Annotated in this window: 14 protein-coding genes; 4 read left to right on the top strand and 10 right to left on the bottom strand. The window is 58.1% G+C overall.

Annotated elements, in window-relative coordinates; translation table 11 throughout:
- Window positions 1–5: 5 nt before the first annotated feature.
- Window positions 6–722 (bottom strand): OmpA family protein, encoded by a 717-nt coding sequence (locus tag ACR0AZ_RS13770; RefSeq protein ID WP_480472161.1) that lies wholly within the window; start codon window positions 720–722, stop codon window positions 6–8.
- Between the two features lie 136 nt (window positions 723–858).
- Between ACR0AZ_RS13770 and ACR0AZ_RS13775 the strand changes: the two genes are divergently transcribed.
- The 4 genes from ACR0AZ_RS13775 to ACR0AZ_RS13790 all read left to right on the top strand — a co-directional run bounded on the left by ACR0AZ_RS13775 (window position 859) and on the right by ACR0AZ_RS13790 (window position 7,352).
- Entirely contained in the window at window positions 859–1,620 is a 762-nt protein-coding gene (locus ACR0AZ_RS13775) for a PP2C family protein-serine/threonine phosphatase (RefSeq protein ID WP_480472160.1), read from the top strand.
- The gene (locus tag ACR0AZ_RS13780; RefSeq protein WP_480472159.1) at window positions 1,620–2,510 is read left to right on the top strand and encodes a M15 family metallopeptidase; all 891 of its coding nucleotides are present in this window, start codon (window positions 1,620–1,622) and stop codon (window positions 2,508–2,510) included. The genes ACR0AZ_RS13775 and ACR0AZ_RS13780 overlap by 1 nt, the downstream gene beginning before the upstream one ends.
- Before the next feature lie 3 nt (window positions 2,511–2,513).
- A complete protein-coding gene (locus ACR0AZ_RS13785) occupies window positions 2,514–4,964 on the top strand; it encodes an ImcF-related family protein (protein ID WP_480667672.1) in 2,451 nt (816 codons plus the stop codon).
- An 87-nt stretch (window positions 4,965–5,051) separates the two neighbouring features.
- Window positions 5,052–7,352: a type VI secretion system Vgr family protein gene (locus tag ACR0AZ_RS13790; protein WP_480659463.1), complete on the top strand. Its 2,301-nt coding sequence runs from the start codon at window positions 5,052–5,054 to the stop codon at window positions 7,350–7,352.
- Between the two features lie 17 nt (window positions 7,353–7,369).
- Here the strand turns inward: ACR0AZ_RS13790 and tagF are convergent, their stop codons facing one another.
- Genes tagF through tssE form a run of 9 tightly spaced genes read right to left on the bottom strand, consistent with a single transcriptional unit; the run spans window position 7,370 to window position 19,470 of the window.
- Window positions 7,370–7,843 carry a type VI secretion system-associated protein TagF gene (gene tagF, locus ACR0AZ_RS13795; protein WP_480659464.1) on the bottom strand — a complete coding sequence of 158 codons (474 nt, stop codon included), beginning with the start codon at window positions 7,841–7,843 and terminating at the stop codon, window positions 7,370–7,372.
- Window positions 7,844–7,846: 3 nt separating this feature from the next.
- Window positions 7,847–11,377 carry a type VI secretion system membrane subunit TssM gene (tssM, locus tag ACR0AZ_RS13800; RefSeq protein ID WP_480667673.1) on the bottom strand — a complete coding sequence of 1,177 codons (3,531 nt, stop codon included), beginning with the start codon at window positions 11,375–11,377 and terminating at the stop codon, window positions 7,847–7,849.
- Window positions 11,378–11,379: 2 nt separating this feature from the next.
- Window positions 11,380–12,735, bottom strand: coding sequence for a type IVB secretion system protein IcmH/DotU (icmH, locus tag ACR0AZ_RS13805; protein ID WP_480667674.1), 1,356 nt, complete (start codon window positions 12,733–12,735; stop codon window positions 11,380–11,382).
- Entirely contained in the window at window positions 12,732–14,072 is a 1,341-nt protein-coding gene (gene tssK, locus ACR0AZ_RS13810) for a type VI secretion system baseplate subunit TssK (protein WP_480667675.1), read from the bottom strand. Before tssK ends, icmH begins: the two co-directional genes overlap by 4 nt.
- A 23-nt stretch (window positions 14,073–14,095) precedes the next feature.
- On the bottom strand, window positions 14,096–14,542 hold the full coding sequence (gene tssJ, locus ACR0AZ_RS13815) for a type VI secretion system lipoprotein TssJ (RefSeq protein WP_480472152.1): 447 nt from the start codon (window positions 14,540–14,542) through the stop codon (window positions 14,096–14,098).
- 5 nt (window positions 14,543–14,547) lie between these two features.
- Entirely contained in the window at window positions 14,548–15,861 is a 1,314-nt protein-coding gene (gene tagH, locus ACR0AZ_RS13820) for a type VI secretion system-associated FHA domain protein TagH (protein WP_480667676.1), read from the bottom strand.
- Window positions 15,858–16,910, bottom strand: a complete 1,053-nt coding sequence (tssG, locus tag ACR0AZ_RS13825; protein WP_480667677.1) for a type VI secretion system baseplate subunit TssG — start codon at window positions 16,908–16,910, stop codon at window positions 15,858–15,860. Before tssG ends, tagH begins: the two co-directional genes overlap by 4 nt.
- Window positions 16,874–18,751, bottom strand: coding sequence for a type VI secretion system baseplate subunit TssF (gene tssF / locus ACR0AZ_RS13830; RefSeq protein ID WP_480667678.1), 1,878 nt, complete (start codon window positions 18,749–18,751; stop codon window positions 16,874–16,876). Before tssF ends, tssG begins: the two co-directional genes overlap by 37 nt.
- Window positions 18,751–19,470, bottom strand: a complete 720-nt coding sequence (tssE, locus tag ACR0AZ_RS13835; protein WP_480667679.1) for a type VI secretion system baseplate subunit TssE — start codon at window positions 19,468–19,470, stop codon at window positions 18,751–18,753. Before tssE ends, tssF begins: the two co-directional genes overlap by 1 nt.
- Window positions 19,471–19,493 lie beyond the last annotated feature (23 nt).

Here is a 19,493-nt window from a genome sequence, read left to right on the forward strand (position 1 = left end):
AGCCGTCAACTCATGGCCTGGAATTCTACGCGGCGGTTTTCCTCGGCGCGCGGATTGCTGGAGTTGACCGGAAAACGTTCCCCCATCCCGACTGTTTCCAGACGCTGAGGTGCGATACCACATTCCTGTACCAGATGACGCGCGACTTCTTTCGCGCGCAGTACCGAAAGGCGCTGGTTATATTCATCCGAGCCGGATGTATCCGTGTGCCCAATGATGCGAAACAGGTCAATCGGGCTGGTCTTCATTGCGGTACACATAGCTGACAGCTTGGATTTCTGACTTTCATCCAGCGCAGCAGAATCGTACCCGAATTTGATATGCATATTGATCTGCAATTCGGTGTCGAGCTTGGCGTAGACCAGTGGCTTATTCGGATCGGTTGCACTGGTGACCTGAGTGGTATCCGGCGTTGACGTCGTGCCGGTTTCCTGTGTCGTGATTGCTGTTTCCGTCGTTGGCAGGGTTGCAGTTTGCGCCGAAGGTGAGATCTCAATGCTTTCGGGGCTTACCGCCTCGGCCTGAATATCCTCTACCGTGACCAACGAAACACCACGGGCATTCGAACTGCCGTCAAGCGAGCGGGTCAGCGGCCGGTTCTGAACCTCAATCTGCCGGTTGAAAATCTCATTGATTTCCTCCGGAGTCATCTCTTGGCCAAGCGCGGGCAGGGCCAGAACGGCAAGGCAGATTCCGCCGATACATCCTGAATAAAACCGCATTTGAATCACCTGAGAAAAAAGGATTTGTACGGTCCCGATACTAGGTTAATATCTACAAATATTCAATTCTGTCTTTTGTATTGGCTGCTTCTTCGGCCCTGTGTTGTGGGCTGCCGGACTTGGGTGAACGCTCGGTATGACAGTTCCGACGACCAAAATTCCACACCCGCCGCGCCGTGCGGCTTTATATGTCGCCGGGGCGGGGCTGACCCATACCGGCCGGGTGCGGTCTGACAATGAAGATGCTATCTTAACTGATCCAACCGGGGTTCTTTGGGCCGTGGCCGATGGGATGGGTGGATACGGGAACGGAGATGTAGCCTCAGACATAATCACGCGTCATTTGTCTGAAGTGGTTGATACGATGTCAGCAATACCTGCGCTGCGTAGTAGCCTTCAGGCGGCGAATACTGAAATTCAGTCAGTGGCGCGGTCCAAGGGAACACAACGCTTTGGTGCAACGGTGGTGGCGTTGATGTTTCAGAACGGTCACGCCAATATCGTTTGGGCGGGTGATTGTCGTGCATATCTGATGCGACAACGCTGCCTTAGGTTGCTGACACGTGATCACACGGTCGTTCAAACTATGGTCGATGAGGGGTTGCTGCGTGATGAAGACAGCGCCAGCCATCCTGACGCTCATGTTGTCACCCGCGCCGTCGGATATGAACCTGAGATTGAACTTGATGCGCTGTCCGTTCCGGTGGTGCCAGGTGATATTCTGATGCTGTGCAGCGACGGGCTGACGGCGTGTCTGGGTGATCATGACATCGCCGATTGCGCATTGAGGGCGACAGACCCCGAGGCCCTGTGCGCCGATCTTATAATCCATTGCCTTGAACGCGGTGCGCCGGACAATGTTTCGGTGGTATCGACCTTCGTGCAGGAAGCACGCTGATGCGACAAGGTACGCTGATCGGCCCGATCATCATTGCGATAGGTTTGATTGCCGCGGCGATTGCCTTTGCGGTGGTCGGAGCGGTCTTGCAGACCGCCGATGGCGGGACTGAGTTACGGCTGGATCGTGCCGAAGACAGGATTGAGACCCTGACCACCGAAATCAAAGCGCTGAGTCAGGCGTTGAATGAAGCTGAAACAGCCATTGAACGACAGGCGGAAGCGAATGCGCTTCTTGCGGCCCAGGTGCCCTCTGCCGCGACGACAAATCCCGTCGGCGATGCAGCACAGGGGTTAAGCCTTGATGTGACGCAAACCATGCCCGAGATCGCGGACCACATTCCCACTGAAGAGATGACCGAGGTCATGCAGTTGGCCAAGGCGCGTTTCAACAAGGGGATAACGCAACCGCGCAATTCCACGATGCTCAAGCTGTTGGGTCAGCCACGGCGCGACTATGGCACCAACTGTCAGGGTATCACCAACGCGGCGCTGAGCGCGCTCGTGGAAACAAGGCAGGTGGGTCCAATTCGTGTAACCCTGCTGCGTCCGGCGCTGGACTCGCTGGAGCGGATTTTTAACACCCTGCAAGCCACCGAACCTGATATCTATGCAGCGCTCGGGACGGCAGGTGGCCTGTGCGTACGGCTGATCCGGGGCTCCAGCAGTTCGATCTCCAATCACTCATTCGGCACGGCGATCGACATCAAGCTTCAAGGACAGCTGGATGGCTTTGGCGATGGTGGTACGCAGTTTGGTCTGTTGTTACTGGCCGAGTTGTTCAATGCCGAAGGCTGGTATTGGGGCGCGACCTATCGCCGTGAAGATTCGATGCATTTCGAAGTTGGCGAGGAAACGTTGCTGCGCTGGCGCGCAGAAGGTCAGCTGTAGCTGATGGTGCGCAGAGATGCTCAGCCAGCGTCGGGCAAGCAGGTCTTCGAGAAAGCTGCGGTTCCCATATTCGATTTGATTGACCGTATGGATGAAGAAGTGCGCGCTGGCGAATCTGCGTTGTTGGCGCGTGCAAAAGAGGCCCTGACCGTGTTCGCAGGTGCGTTGGAGCAAAGCGATGTTCCGCAGCCTGCGATTGCTCCGGCGCGATTGGGGCTCGCCATGCTGATCGATACGCGGGCCCGCGCGCAGAGCGCTTTGAAACTGACTACGTGGAGTGTTCTGGCGCAAAAGGCTTTGTTTGATGACCACCAAATGTCGCTGTCGCGTATACGCGAGTTTTCCCAAACCGCCTGCGATGCCGGGGCTGACTATGCTGGTCTTGCAGCGTTTCTGGACGATGTGGCGCTGCAAGTACAAACGGGTGGTCGCAGCCTGACAAGAAGCCGCTCGAATTGGGGCGTGTTTGCGGTGCTGAGTTTTCTGGTGTTTTTGCTGTCGCTGGCCGGATATGCGTGTTGGCTGGAGTATCGGTTCCACGCCAGAATTCTGGATCGGTTTGAACAGGATATTGGTGCGATTACGCTGGCACCTGATATGGCAAGGGCCGAGTTGACCAACTCACTGACACAGGTTTCCCAAGCGCGGGATCGGGTGGTTCGTGCAGCACAATATGCACCGTTGCGCCGGGTTGTTCGATTGCCACGCGTGGACAGCGAAACAGTCGCGGAAAACAGATACCGGTCTGACGTAGCCAAAGTTGGTCCCGCCACGCTGGCCACTGTACTGGAGGAGGTGCTGGCGACCGAAGGCGACAGCCTGAAACTTTACGACGCGCTTCGGGCTTTTGCTGTGCTCAGCGGTGATCTGCAATGGTCACCCGCCTATCTTGAAGGCTGGTTGGAGGATAACCAAGACGCCCATGGTTTACCCGGGTTTTCTCGTCATGTGATGGCGTTTCCAACCCCCGACGGTACGATACAGGCCACCGATGCGCAGATACAGGATCTGGCGCGTGGCTTTGCCAGCGAGACGTCCGAGGCGGATCGGGTGTGGCTGGAACTGTTGCGCGCTTCGCAGACCCGGGCTCTGCCGTCCTGGAATCCCGAGGCAAATATACCGGGTCTGTCCGACATCCTTGTACGCCGTTCCGGCGTTGCGTTGGATTCGGCTTTGCCGGGGTTGTTCACGCAGGACGGCTGGGCCTATGCGCGGGATTACGGCATTGGCGTCGCCGTACAGGATGCCCGCCGCATGGTTCCGGTGGTGTTGGGTCAGATGTCTGACCCGGTCAATCAAACCCCGGACGAGGTTCAGGCCCGATTGCATCGGGAAACGATTGCCGTGTGGACGGAGTGGTTGTCCGATCTGCGGGTGGAACCGTTCGATGACCCGGATCGGGCCATTCTGGTTTCAGGCGTATTGGCGCAACGCGCGAATCCGCTATCGCAGGTGCTGCGCGCAAGCTGGACGCAGATGGGAGGGCGGGACCAAAGCCGAAGCTTTGACCAAAAGGTCGAATTGGGCCGTGTCTTTGGTCCGGTGGTCCAATGGATGGATGAAGGCGGCATGGCAGAGCTCAGCCAGTTGTTTTCAACATTGAACGTGGCGCTCAGCACGCGGCAGCGCGACGGAGAGAAAGGTACAGCGAAACTGGTTAGCGTGCAGGAGCGTGCGCGGACGATCAACGTGCTTCAAACTGCCCCCCGGATCATTGTGCAGATTGCCGAAGATGTGCTGGCACAGGCCAACGCGGCAACCTCTCAGTCCGGCGCAGATCCACTGGTTCTACGCTGGCAACAAACCATCTATCCCACCTGCCGCAGAGTGTTGCACAATCAGTACCCATTCGCAGACGGTGCGGACGCAGTTCCGTCCGAGGTTACTGCATTGATGGCCCCAAACGGCAGTCTGATGCAATTCTACAGTGCTTATCTGGCCCAATTCCTCGATCAATCCTCACGGCCATGGCGCTGGAAACCAGAAGCGCGTTTTGCCGGGCTGGACCCAGATTCAGCCGCCTTTTTCGAACGTGCCGTCCTGCTGTCCGATGCGCTTTTTGATGCGCAGGGTCAGTTGCAGTTGCAGTTAGAGATGGCGGCATTGGCCGAACGCGGACGAATGGTCGTCGCAGTGGGGGGGCAGGGCGCACCAGTGCGTGCAACGGGTGAACCCGCGATATTGGCATGGCCGGGCCCGGCGCCGTTAATGGGGGCCAGTATCAGCTTCCGCGAGGGCACAGACAATGCAGAGCTTAATGCCGCTGGATATTGGGGATTGCTGAGGCTTCTGGATCGGTTCCGGCTGCGGTTTCGCGACGAAGGTGCCCGGGTTCTGGTCGACATTCGCAGCGATGATGGACGCGCTTTTGTGGAAATTGTGTTCCCGGATGCGGCGAACCCAGTTTCGGCGCGCAGCTTGATGCGTGGATTCTCATGCCCACCGGTTCTGTAAATTGCGCGCCGGGACTCTGCGGCGCGCCATGCCTGTGCTACATTAGCACGCAGATTTGAAAGAGATTTTCAGGAAGCGAGTGCAGTGATGTTTGACGAGCGGCATTTCCAAGCCAAGACCGAGCCAGTCGATACCCCCGACGACCCGGATGGGTTGCGCTTTGCCCGGATGACCGGCTTCGATGCCATCAGCACGTGTTTCAAATTCGAACTCACACTGCAGTCATCCGATTTCAACGTTAGTTCGGACAAGTTGCTGGGAACTCCCGTTACGGTCCGGGCCGGGTTTGAAGAACACGAGCGCTATTTTCACGGCTTGGTTGATCGGTTTCGCTTTGCCGGTCTCAAAGAAGGGTGGGGTTTTTATGAGCTCACGCTCAGGCCTGCCTTGTGGTTTCTATCGAAGACCACAGATAATCGCATTTTTCAGGCCAAAAGCGTTGTCGAGATCATCGAAGAAATTCTGGGTGAGCAGGACAATCTGCTGTTCGAACTGCGTCTGAACGAAAGTTATGAGCCGCGCGACTATTGCGTTCAATATGGTGAAAGCGATCTGGATTTTATCCAGCGGCTGATGGAGCATGAAGGCATTTATTATTTTCATGAATTTGACGATGGGGAACACAAGCTGGTTCTGGTCGATGACATTGCCACCTTGATTGCCACCGATGGGATGTCCGAGATCGAATTTGAAGGCGACAAGATTGATTTTGCGCAGGACCCGCAAGTCATCACGGATTGGGACAGAACTGATGCTGTCGTGCCGGGTGCCTATGTGCATACCGACTATGATTTCATCAAACCGTCCGCCGATCTGATGGCGCTGGACGAGCTGCCGGTCGGACATGAACAGGACGACAAGGAACGTTACAGCTATCCCGGTACCTATAAGGACCATGGACGCGGCAAAGATCTGGCCACTGTCAGACTGCAAGAGGGCCTGTCCCCGGCACAAAGGATCACTGCTGTATCCACCGCACGAATGCCGTGGTCCGGTGCGCGCTTCAAGTTGGCGCTGTATCCGCGTGATGCCGAGAACGCGGAATACTGTATCCTGCGGGTCGATTATGACATGCAGGGCAAGGCCTATTCGTCGCTTCTGGGCGACAACGAACACCCCGGCTTCGAGGCCAGATATCTTCTGATGCCCGGTGATATCCAATACCGGCCACCCCAAGTAACTCCAAAATCCGTTATGCGTGGCCCGCAGACAGCTGTGGTTGTGGGCCCATCCGGAGAAGAGATTCACACAGATGAATACTCGCGCGTCAAAGTGCAGTTCCATTGGGACCGCGAGGGGGCGAATGACGAAAATTCCTCGTGCTGGGTGCGGGTGTCGTCCGTCTGGGCTGGGGCGGGTTGGGGCTTTATCCAGATACCGCGCATCGGGCAGGAGGTCATCGTTGATTTTCTGGAAGGTGATCCGGATCAGCCGATTATCACAGGCCGCGTCTATAACGCAGAACAGATGCCGCCTTACGGGTTACCTGACAATGCGACGCAATCGGGTTGGAAGTCTAACTCGTCATTGGGCGGGGGCGGCTGGAATGAATTGCGTTTCGAAGACAAAAAGGGCTCGGAAGAGGTATATTTCCAGGCCGAAAAGGACCACAATGAGCTGGTCAAGAATAATGAGACCCGCACCATTGGCAACGATTGGGTCGAGGATGTGGGCCATGACGGCACCCAATCCATCGGCAATGACCGCACCGAAAGTGTCGGCAACAACAAGTCTACATCGGTGGGTGTAAACCGCGATGTGACCATCGGCAGCCATGACACTGAAACAGTCGGCGCAACGCGTACGCTTACTGTCGGGGATACGGAATCGATCACCATCGGCTCCAGTTCCACTGAAACCATCGGTTTGAACCACACCCAGACCGTAGCGGCGCTGCAGACCGTATCAGTTGGTGCGGCGCGTACCGATACGGTAGGCGCTGCAGAAACCCGATCTGTCGGGGCGGTACAGACGAATACAATCGGTGCGAGCCGTTCAATGACCGTGGGGGCGCAACAGGATCACGAGATCGGTGCTGATGACAGTTGGAAAATCGGCGGTAACCAAAAGGTCGAAATCGCAGCAACGCAAGATGTCGAGATTGGTGCCGACGGGGCCTATAAGATTGCTGGTTCAAGGTCTGTGAATGTCTCTAAAGACTCGAAACACGTAATTGCTGAGATGATGGAGGTCGAGGTTGGCAAAGATCTGTCGATCAAGGCCGTCGACAGCATCACTTTGGTTTGTGGAGATGCCAAGCTGCAGATGAAAAAGGACGGAACGATTGTGCTGGATGGCAAAGATCTGTCGTTGAAGGCCAGCGGTAAGATCGTAGCCAAGGCCAGTGGCAACATGACATTGAAAGCCAGCAAGATCAGCCAGAACTGAGTTCGCCTATTGGGGGGTCACCCAAAAAGATTGCCAAAGCAGTCTTCTGGTTTGACCGGCGGGTCCGAGGCCCAGGCCAGCGGCGGTGTCAGCGAAGAAGCCACGGCTGGAGGATCGGAAACGGGCTGCAGGGCTGCGTACAACGCATCCGGGTTAAATGCTGGGCTTTGTGACATGCAAAGCGCTGGGAAAACAGCGGCGGCCCAGTTTTCAACCCCTGCCTGATCGGCAGACTCCACAGGACAACACGCCGCCAGAGGAAAGTGCCGCCCGACGGCATCTTGGCTGGGCAATATCGCCAGAGCCAGCATATGCTCCGGCCCCTGTATCAAAGCGTGCAGGGCCGTCTCAGGCCAGATTTCGGGCCGACGGGCCGGTTCGGCCAGATGCAGGGTCAGCCATCTATCCAGCAAAGGCCGGATATGTGGTCTCAACCCGCGTGCGATGAAATCGCCGGATGCTGGCATTTTGCCAAAGAAGCCAGTACCCATCGATCAGAACCCGCTGGGGCAATCAAAGCCGGAAAACATTTCCAGATTAAAGGGGTTGTCCACGGAATTGGCGCGGAGATCGAAATCGGCTTTGTAATTGGCCGCCGAAAGGCTAAGGCGGAACACTTCGGGCAGTGTTGTGGGCGAAAGGCGCCCGGCCCGGATCAGTCGCAAAAACGCCCAGGACCCGGTCTGCGAGGTGATGACCTCGGTCGAGCCATCCACAGGCGCGAAGCTCATCGTGATCATATTTGTCCCATCCGGTCCCGGCCATGTCATCGGCACTGGCCGCGCGGCTGCGTTGAAGTAGCTGAGCGTTTGACCATCCAGATTCAACGTGATCCTGCTTGCGTTGGCTGAAAGGTCCCTGGGCTCCAGCGCAAAGGACATCACCGGACCCGCGCCACCGGGAAACAGGGCCTGACGCATGGCGCGCGCGTTCTGGAAAGGGGACAGCGACGCCGGGTCCAGCCCCAGATCATTGCGCCAGCTCCAGGGCCGGGTGGTGGTATCGATATAAGGAGCAAGGTGGTTTTCGGTGAAACTGTCGACCAAGCCACCAGGCCCGAATAGTCGCGCGAAATCGGCCGTATTCACATCAATCGAACTGGATGGATCAAACGGGTATCGCCCCCGCGTTGCCGAAACACAGAACGGCATCACATCCGCCCGCCATTGTGCGTTGAGGCCAGCGACGATTGCGTCGCGCGTGAATTCGATGGTGTCGCCCGCAATTCCGCGTACCCAGTCATTGATCGGCGGGGGCAAGAACTGCGCCTCGTCGGCAATCGCACCGGTCAGCACCGGCAATCCGCCGCGCGCCAGCAACTCCGCCTGGGGGTTCGCCCCGGCAGATACTGTCTGAAGCTCATTATACAGCGCGGTCAGTGCTACGGTTGTGTCACCGATAAGCGGTGGTTGTCCTTCGACCTCTTCCACGACGCTGCGAACCGGTTTGAAGTGATCGGCGACCGGTGCACCGGGGAGGGTCGCTGTCGCACCCCCGCCGGACCCGACGATTTTAGAACCCTTTTTCGCAAGCTTTCCGACTTTACCGAGTTTTTTGGTGGCGGCCTTGAGCAACCCTTTGGGTGGTCCGCCGCTATCGGTATTTTCAACGCGTGTGAGATGGGTTTGGGCCACCACTTCCAGCAGCAGCCGCTTGAGCGCGCTGTCATCCGACGACAGATCCTTCAGATTGACCCGTGCCGTGTTCAGATCGGTGATCGGGGCCAGCCGGATGTCGCGCAGGAAGCTGTCCCACTGGGCCACGTAGTCATCGTAATATAGCTTGAGAATATCCGTCTCGAGCAATGTCGTTGTGGTATCCGAGCTTTCGGCGCACCCCCCTTCGAACACGGCGCGATCCAGAATGGCCTGCGCAGCCACTTCGGGCACGGCGGGCAGCACCGTCTTGTGGAACCCCTCATAGGTAAAGGCACCGGGGAGGCCCACCCGCAGAGTTTTCTCGGACAGCCGTGTCAAAACACGTGTCCCGTTGGGTCCGGTATGTTCAGCGGGTATCCAGTCCTCGAGCCCCGAAACCTGCGGCTGCCGCATCAAGGACCGATAGGCACGGATCGCAAGCGGTATGGTGCAGATGCTTTCCAGGGCGGTATTCACCAGGGCCGGATCGGGCGCGATACGGTCCTCCTCATTGGCCATCCGGGCAATGGCAGCCAATTGGTGATCAACGGCATCTTGCGTCGGAAATACATCAATCGGGGCGTATTCGGGCAGATCAATCTGCCACCATTCCGCGATGAAGTCGGCGTCATAGGCCGCTAGTCCGGTCATCATCTGGTAGGTTTTCAAGGCGCTAAGCAGGAAGTCCGGATCACGTGAATGGCGCCACATGGTGGCCTCAAGTGTTGCAACCATACGTGGTTCGAGAATATTGCGCAGCGTGTGATCGTAGGCCAGGGTTTGCGCTTGATCCAGCTCGGCTTTGGCGGTGGGGCCGAAAATGGTCATCAAACCAGCTTGCACAGCGCTGTCAGAGTTGACGGTTTCGGTGGCTGCATCCAGCGCCAGATCGAGATCCAGCGGATCGGTCGGAGCCTGGCGGGCAGCGACATTGGCCAGCCGCGCATTCAGCTTAGACAATTGCCGCTCCTGATCCGTCAATCCACCTGAGTAACGGAGATATGAGAATGTAAACATCAGCACGGCCACCACCGTCGCAAGTGTCGCCGCCGCCAATGTACCGCGGAATATCCAACGCCGGCGATCTTCGGCACGTGGATCAAAGGTGCCCAGACCGGCCTCCTTGAACACAACCTCGGTTAACAGATTGCGCAGGAAGAACGATCGTTTTTCCCCCATCGCGCGTGGTTTGGGCGGTGCAACCGGCAAGCCCAAAGACTGGCTCATACCAGAGATCATCTGATCGATGGGTGAACCTTCCTGGGTGGCCGAAGTCAGATAGAACCCCCGCAGCCAGGGGCTGTCTTCATAGCGGCTTTCCCCGAAGACGGCGTCGATCAGTTGCTTGATCGGACCGCCCAACTGGTCCAGTTGACTGGGAAAGCGGAAGGCTGCGCCACGTTGGTCCAGCGGCAAATCCGATGCCATGCGCCCGACCAGACGGTGTTCGAGTTCGGATTGCAGGGCACGGGTTTCGCGATCTATCGTAACCCCATCTACCCGGACATCTGTGGGTAGGGTAGCACCCCAAACCTGCTCGCGCTCACGGGTCGACAGATCGGCAAAGAAGGGCTCGAACCCAGGGATCAGATCCGCTTTGGTGATCATCAGATAAACAGGAAGTTGCAGGCCCAGCTCATCCTGCAGTTCGATCAGACGCTTGCGCAGCTCTCGCCCGTGTTCACGGATCGAGGCGTCGGACCCGGCAAGTTCCTGAACCGACAAGGTCAGGATCACACCGTTCAGCGCGCGCCGACCGCGGTGTTTGCTCAGCAGTTTGAGAAAACCTTTCCATTCGGCGGCATCGACCTCGGCGTCGCTTTGCTGTTGTACATAGCGGCCTGCAGTGTCGACCAGCACGGCCTCTTCGGTGAAAAACCAATCGCAGTTTCGAGTGCCACCAACGCCTTTGAGGTCGTCTGACAGGTCAATTGGGAAATGCAGACCGGAATTACGCAGGGCTGCGGTTTTGCCAGTGCCGGGCGGGCCGATGAACAGATACCAGGGCATGTCGCGCAGGAATTTACGCCCCCCCAGTTTCGATCGTTTCATCTGATCCATGATTTCGGCGAATTTGGCGTTGACCTCAGCAACATTTTCCTCGCCGGGCGCGCTGGGCTCTTCGGGCGGGGCGGCGGCCAGTTCGGCGACAAACATGCGATTGGCACGCGCTGCCCTGATCTGCTTGTAAAGCAACCGCAGCAGCCACAGAATCCAGATCACGCCAATGGTAATTGTGCGTGACAGATCACTTTCCAGAGGCGCTGTTTCGCCGAATTTCAGCAATCCTCCAAACAGCCAGATCAGTACCGATAACAGGCTGAGACCGATGATAGTCCACAAAAGGCGGGAGAAGAGAAAGCCGAAGATTGCTTTGACAACACCCATCCCTAAACCCTCTTTTGAACGATGATTTCGACCCGGCGATTACGGGCACGGCCTTCTTTGGTACCGTTGTCAGCAATCGGTTCCGCCGCAGCGCGCCCCTCGACCGAGATCAGATCGGTCGGAACGCCTGCTGCGATCAGGAGTTCTGCGATTCTTTTGGCACGAGCTTCGGACAGGCCTTGATTGGATTGGAATGGGTTGGTGCGTTGCACCGGAATGCTGTCCGTGTGGCCGACGATACGCAGTTTGCCAATGATGTCCTGATTATCCACGATTACGCTGGCGATCGATTGAACCAAAGTCGTGTATTGCGGGTTCAGATCTGCCTTGGCAGAGCGGAAGACTTCGGGGTTGGTTGCCTGCAGGACCACAATCGCCAGCGAGACGTCCTCGCGCCCGGACAGGGCGGATACGGTGTCAGGTGGGGCGGCCTGCGCAAACAATGGCAACAATTCAATGATCAGCGGCTCGGGTATCGGGCTGGGTTCCTTGACGGTTTCAATGATGGGTCGGAAAATGGCGGCCCGTTCAGGCGGGGGGAGCACTTCGGCCAGCGCATAGAGCTGTTCGCCCTTGTTTGACAGACGAACGCCAAGTCCCACATAGACCAGTGCCATGAACGCGATGACGATCAGGCCAATCGCCCAGAGCGGCACAATGAATCCCGGATTATCATGTTCGGCGACAACCCCTTGCCAATGGGGTGAAATGGCTTTGTCTTCGGCGTCAGAGTCCGTCAGTGCGCGCGCCAGCTGAGCCCGCAGTTGTGTCAGCGTGGCTTCGCCGCTTGAACCCGTCAGCCGGTGTTTGCCACGAAACCCAAGGGACAGGCACAAGAACGCCAGCTCGGCCAGATGTGGATCACGCTCGGGGAAACGCAGCAAGTCGTCGGTCAAGTCAAAGAACCGCTCCCCTGCATCGACATTGCCATAGAGTTCAGCCACCAACGGCATCCTTGGCCAACCAGACCCACCGCCCCATGGCGTGTTGAGCGCAATGTCATCCAGCAGGGCGGCGACAAACCAGGCGCCCTTGTCGGCTTGCCCCAATGTCAGCCCCGAAGAGACAGCGCTGTCGCGGGCATATGTCAGATTGTCCAGTAAACGGGCGCGCAGAACCTCGGGGTTTTCAGGGGCCGAGGCGGTTTCAAGCTCTGGCGCGAGCCCAAGCAGCGGCGAAAACGCATTGACTAGTGGATTGGCCGAAGCTCTTGCGTCCCGCAATCGCGCATCGGAAACTGGAACCGTCGAATGTGAGTGACCATGTTGTGACGCCGTTGCTTCGCGCTTTTTCGACACAGGTCGAATGCGCGTGCGGCCAGCATCTTGGCCCAGTCCGAATGGATCATCTTTCGTCATGGTTTGCGGCTCACGGCGTAGCAGTCAATGTCAGGGTCGCGGTCCAGCTTTCCCGCCACCCCAAGAACAAAACCCGGCGCGTCCGCGAGGGCCGCCCAATGTTCCGAGTTGCGATCAAGTTCCAGACACAGCCTGTCTCCGTCATAGGGGATTTCACGAGGCTGCGAATGAAGAGGTTTTAGCGGAATACCCGGCAGTTTCGATTTCCACAGATCGTCGAAATCATCTGCGGCACCGACAGTGGCCTGATTGATAAAGATCTTACGCATCATCTCTTCGGACATCTCGCTGCCGACCCGGATTACGATACGGTTGCTTTCGATGATACCGGGATTGTCGATGCGCACGGTCCAGATGTTGTCTGCATGCCGTTTGACGGCCAATGCACGGGATTTCGGCTCGACATGCTGAAGCGAGAGTACCAGTGAACGTAGCGTGTCGGTCAGTGCATCGAAGGCGGGTTGCGGATCCGTGTGATCATACAACGGGAACTCGGCCAGCCTGCGTGAAGATGAGCCGAAAGTTGCCATCTGTCCTGCCAGCCCGGAAAGCTCCATGAACAGATCCGAGGGGTGTAGATTGTTCTGCGCCAGAATGTGTGCCATCCGCGGTCGTGCTGCATTGGCCAGTTGCAGTATCAGCAGGTTTTCCATTGATGCGCCCGTGCCGCCCAGAACCATTTTGCCATGGGCATCTGCAATCCGATCAAGACCGGTGACCAGTTCTTTCAGAAAACTGGCATATCCGGATTGCGCTCCGAGTGTGAGAGCAGGCGCAAGAAATCCAGAAGCCAGAGTCACTGCACCGTTGGAATCCAACCCGTTGATGCGCGCGATTGGCAAGGAGGTGTAGCCTGCGGTGTCATCACCGGGCAACAATAGCCGCGGTGCAAGACGTGCCACTTCTATTTCGGTGGGATCGGCCCCGCCGCGTATGGCGTCGCGCACGGTTATGATCTCACCGCGATAGCGGGTGCCGGATGGGTCCGCATGGCTGGGGTCAATCTGTGCGGCGTCGGCCCGTTCCAGCGGCACTGCCAATTGTACCAACCCGGCTTCGGTGTCCGCGCTTACCTGAGCTGGCGGCACCGCCGCTGTGCTGCCGGGTACTGAAAATATCGTACCATCAGGCAGGATACCATCTGCCGTTTCGATACCGATAAGCCCTGCCTCAAGCGCATTGCGGTCCAGCGTCAGACTTCCGAAGCCCCAGTTTTGCAGAGGCACGGCACGGATTGCGCGCTGGGTCAGCCATTCATGATGGCGATCCTGCTGTTGCAAGTGTTGTGTACGCAGGAACAGCCCTTCGGACCAGACCACCTTGTTGCTATCGGTCATGCGCAGTCGGCTCCTTTTGCGGTTCAGGCGTCTTGAAGTTGCAGACCCGAGGGTCCGGCGGACAGGATCACACCGGCATTCTTGCCGGGTGCGGGCGTTTTGGCGCGGAATTGCTTGCCCGTCGGGTCGCGGAAGGCAGCTACGAACCCAACGACGGTTGTTTCCGGCTGCATGGTCAGGGTTTTGGTTGCCACATTGCCCGGGGTCAGCACGATCTGTTCGGCTTTGAGCAGCTCACTGCCCAGGGCCGCGGATGGGTCCTGAAGGGCGAAGAAATCCGCGCTGTCAAAAGCACCGCTGCCAGACATCTGAAGCAGGAAGATGGTCAACGGTCGGTCCTGCCCGTCCACACCGGGGTTCGCACCGGGTTGCCCCTGTGCCGACACTGTCAGAGTACCTGGTTTTTTACAGGCGGAAATGGTCAGGGTGGCGGCGATGCCGCCGATGAATAAACGTCGGTTCAGGCTCATCTCTGCTAACTCCCTTTTGTTTCGTATGCATCGCGAAAATCCGCGCCGACCTCGCCAAGAAACCGCTCTTCTGCAGATTTGGCGATGTCTCGGTATCGTTCCTGATAAAGCTGCCACATCTTGGCGGAACGCCCGCCTGCCACGATCTGTTCCAGAAAACCGGTATCCTCCAGTTCCCTCTCAACCTCCTCCGGGTCGAACCGGTCGATCATCCGGCGTAGCGCTGCCTGCAGAGCTTTCCAAGTGCGGATCTGGTGATCGGCAAGGTCACGATAGGCATCAGTTACAGCCCGATCGCCGGGCAGGTAGGTGGCGTCTCGATTGCGTATGATAGAAAGCAGTGCTTCGTCCGTGCTGGCCAGAAACTTCAGCGGGTTAACGTCTGAATTCGCAATGATGGTCTGGGCTACGCGGATCTTCTGCTTTTCCTGTGCCCGGGTGCGCAGCAAGAACATCAACCCTTCAACGCTTTCGCGCAGGCGCGCGCCGATCGCCTCAATCTCTTCTGCTGTGGCACGTTCAGCATCTTCTTCCGAAAGCCCCAAACCCCGAAACAGGGCCGTGCGCAGATCGGCGTCTTCGGTTGCCAAAGGTGTCTGGGGCTGAACCGGCTCTGTCGGTTTATGTGCAGGTTCGGGGGCAATCCTTACGGATGGCGCAGGATCTGTCGCGTCTGCTGCCCCATCCGGCAGAGGATCTTCGTGTGTCTCGGTGGGCGTGTCGTCGAAATACCGGCTCGCCGAAAACGATGTCTCCTGCGGGGCGGCAGATCGCCTGCTGAGGTCAAGCTCAAACGGATCGCGCTGATCCAGCGGGCGGGGCGGAGGGGCCGGTTCATTCGGCTCGGCCCATTTGTCCCACTCGTCGGATGTGCTTCTGGTACCAAATGGGTCGGGCAACTCCTTGGGTCTTTCCTTTGGTCCAGCATCCGGCATCTCAGATGTGCCGAAATCGAAAAAGCTGTCGCCGGCTGGTTGTGGCGAAGTGGCTTCGTCCGTCTTAGCGTCGTGCAGATCGACGCGAATGACAAAATCGCCAAGACGCAGGCGCATCTGATGTTCCAGTCGGAGGCTGTTGCCCGTGCCCAATGGTTCCGATGATCCGTCAATGAACAGCCCGCCCGAGCTGGCATCCAGAACCGCAAGCTCACCGCTCTCGTCGGTCAGAATTAGGTGTTTGCGCGAAATGAACATATCCGGGTCATCCAGCCGCCAGTCGCAATCCTCACCTCTCCCGATCAGCATCTGGCCACCCAGATAGGTTTTCTGCGTTTCGCTTTGCGCATGTGGGGCGCTTTCGAGAGTCAGGGTTACGTTCATGCGGCCACCTTGTTGTCAGGGGTGGCACTCCAGTTTTTTGTGATACTGGGCACGCAAAGGTCGTCAGCATCCTGATCCGGCAACGGGTTGAGCCAGATCGTACGCCCCAATTGGCATGCGCCCAGCCGGGCATCCGGTACTTCGTCGGCGCGCAGGACAAGGCGCAGGTTGAATTCGATCTCGCGCCCGGCCGCAAACACCACGGCATGGCACAGCCGCTCCCACAGATCCGGATTTTCCAGAAATGCAGCGAATTGGTCAAAGCTCAACGGGCCGACACGTAGCTCGGCTCGTGACAGGCGGTCAAAGCTGCGCGCGCCCACGACCGCCTCAGTCCCCAGACCTGAATGAGCCTGGCCCAGACGGGTTTGCAGCGCTTCGGGCAGATCGATCCAGACACCGACAAATTCTTCAAGCGCGACCGGCGCATCCACGACAGACTCGATAAAGGCGGTCAAACGTTCGGGACTGTGACGGTCCTGTACCAGCGACGTTGCGTGCCGCAATTTGGCATCGTTCAATTTTTTGTCGTCGGACAGGGTGCCGGGCAGGCCAAGCCCCGCTAGGGCTCGCAGCATGGCAGTTACCCGCCCGCCATCGTCATGGACCATGTGAATTTCCGGACGGGCGTCGGCCCAGGCGCGCCAGTAGAACGCCAGCATCCGGTGCTGAAGCATGTTGACGAGGTCCAGAAAGGACGTGTCCGCCAGTGCGCCGGCGTTGTCGCCAGCGAACCAGCGGTTCGACAAGCGCTCGCGTACCCAGCGGGTCAGGTGTAGCGGCATCGGACCTTCAGGACCCAACAGGCCCAGGACATTGACGGAAACCTGTGGAACGCCGCCTTCGCGAAGGGTCAGGCTGGCGACATCTTGTGTGGCAAATCCTTGCCTTGGTGATTGACCCAGTCGGGCAGGTTCGTTCATGGGCCCGCCAGAGCGGCCAAACCTTTGCCCATCAGTTTCCAGCAGTGCCAGCATCTGGAAGAAATCCATCTCGGTGATGCTTTGTTCTGCTAGATCGGGCTGCGCGCGCCGGGCGTCATCGGCCATGCTACCTCCTGTTGTTGCTGCGTCAGATGCGTGCGGGTCCGGATGAACGAGTTGATGCCGACATGGCGGGCGAACAGGTGCGACAGCAAAGCTGACAGCAGCAGCGAACTGTGACCCGACAGAACGGTCTCGTCTATTTCCAGCTTGATCTCGACCCCGTGGCCAAAGCAGATAGGTCCGGGGCGCTGGATCCGCTCGATCACGGGCCGGGATTGTACGCGCGTCAGCGAGCGACCGTGGCGTTCCAGCGTCGGATCGCCCCGGTCGGCATATAGCATCAGCAATGCGCGCAGAGGTTCACTGTCGCGCCCTTCGGCTGCCAACGAGATGTGGTTCAGGCTGAGTTGTGCGATCCAGCGCCAGGTCAGATCGTCCATCTTGCGTTCGGACCCGGACCCCGATGGGAGGGCCGCGCGCAGCGATGGACGCGGCCGTTTGAAGGCGCTTAACAGGTCGACCTTGCCCACCGGATCACCGGTTTCCAATGTCAGCACCGGGGTGTCATCAAGGATCGGCAGATCGCGGTTTGTGCAGAGGGCCCGGATATCCAGCCGTTTGAGGGCCCCACTGCTGTTCATGCCAGCGGGGTGGGTCACCGAGATGAACAGATCGTCACCGGTATAGCTGGTCCGGGTTTGCCCACGTCTGATTTCATCTTCGCCCGGTCGGCGCGGTCGGCGTTCGACCGAGTAGACATAGCCGGAATCCGAGCGCTGTTCGACGGAAAATATCGGGGTGACACGCGCCTGCGGCCCGTTGGTTTCGGCATCTTCAACACGAAGCAGGCGATAGACCTCGTAATCCCGGGGGCGCGTGCGGTCAGCATGAATGATGTGTGCCGATTTCTGCGGATCTAGCTGAACCAGATTGCATTCCCGCTCGAACAGATTGACCAGCGGAGTGGCAAAAAGTTGAAAATCCTTCAACTTCACATCGTTGAGCGCGGGTTGTTCCTTATCCAGCAAGATCACCAATTCGATGCTGGTGCCCGTGCAAGTTTCCACTGCGCTAAACAGGCCCGATAGCCGTGCATAATGGAACCGCTCCGGCATCAGGAAGTATTCCCGCAGCAATCGATAGCCTTCGAAGGCGTGGCGAACCTTGGGGGTCAGTGCCTCATCGTCCGAGATGCCGACCATGGTCGGTGCCGCCGCGGGCTGAAATCGTGCGTTGCGTTCGGCTGGGCGTACCACCATACGATGCCCGAATCCAAACACCGCATCAAAAATTGCACCTGCTCTGCTGCTGGTTCCGAAGTAGATATCCAGACTGTCCAAGCTCAGATCGGACATTAGCCCTGGGCCGGTGCGTGTCAGTTCGATCCGCAAGCCCGCCTGGGGCTGCGATCCCGCCTGATCCCCGATCCCTGCCTCTCGCAGGGAGCCCGGGTCCTGCAGGTATTCCACCTTGGAGATTTTGACGGGCCACAGATGCACCGCCTGTGCTGTCGTGAATGTTGAACGTGTGGTCAGCCCGTCGCGCAGGCCAGATACCAATCTTGTGCCCCGGACAACCTCGTGCCCGCCCACCATGCTGTCGATCTGCGGGCCGGGAGCCAGACGCGCCATGGACATGGCCGGACTGGGGCCGGCCAGATCGGGATACAGAGTGTCCAGCAGGTTGCGTACATAGCGGCTGGCCTCACCATCTACCTTTAATCGGGTACGAGCGCCCAGAAATGCGACGCCTTCGAGCAGGCGTTCAACATAGGGATCGGGGCAAGGTGTGCTTTCAATCGAAAGGTTGCGTGCCACATTCGGATGAATTGCAGCAAATTCTCCGGCCAATTCGCGGATATGGGTCAGTTCCTCTTCGTAATATGCCAGGAACGCGCGATCCATCAGAGCTCTACCAACGTTGTTGCGGCCTCTCCGTTGTCGAGGTCGATCGCTGTGGACAAACGCAGCCGTTCTGGCACTGGAGACAGTAAAAGAACGCCGTCGATGGTGATCCGCATACCTGTCTTGTCGTTGAAGTCGACCTTTACCCGAACGGTGTTCTTCTTCAGCCGGGGCTCATAGATGTGCAGGACCTGCCTGATCTCACGCTCTAAAGAGTCCTTGTCGAAATCGGATCCGCGACGCCCCGAGAATGATGGCACACCATAGTTCAGCACCGAACTTCGGACCTGCGGAAAATCCGTCAGTTCTTCGGCGGTGGTCTGTGTGGTCATCTGTTCCAGTTCGGTCAGCAGAAAATCGGCCTCCATCCGTTCGATGTTGAACAGCATCTCGATATCACGACGCACGGCTTCGCGCAGAGTGTCGGCATCAACCACAATGCCGCTGTCTTCCAACCTTTGACGCTGGTGCATCTTGGCAACGTAGACGTGTAGTTTCTGTCGCTGCTCGTCGCCAAGGTCTACTAGCTGCTCAACCGCGCGCGCACCGCCCAAAACGACCTGCTCCAAGTCGACATTGCGTCCCAGCTCTTTGCTAAGTTCCAGGCGCATACTGTCGGTTTCAGCCAGAACACCCGGCAATTCATCGACCAGCCGGTCCCACAGGGACGGCTGGACGCGTTCTTGACGGGCAGACAGCCCAGACCTTTGGTTTGACATAAGTTCAGTCGGCCCTTTTTGGG

This window comes from Ruegeria sp. BE3, assembly GCF_056538865.1.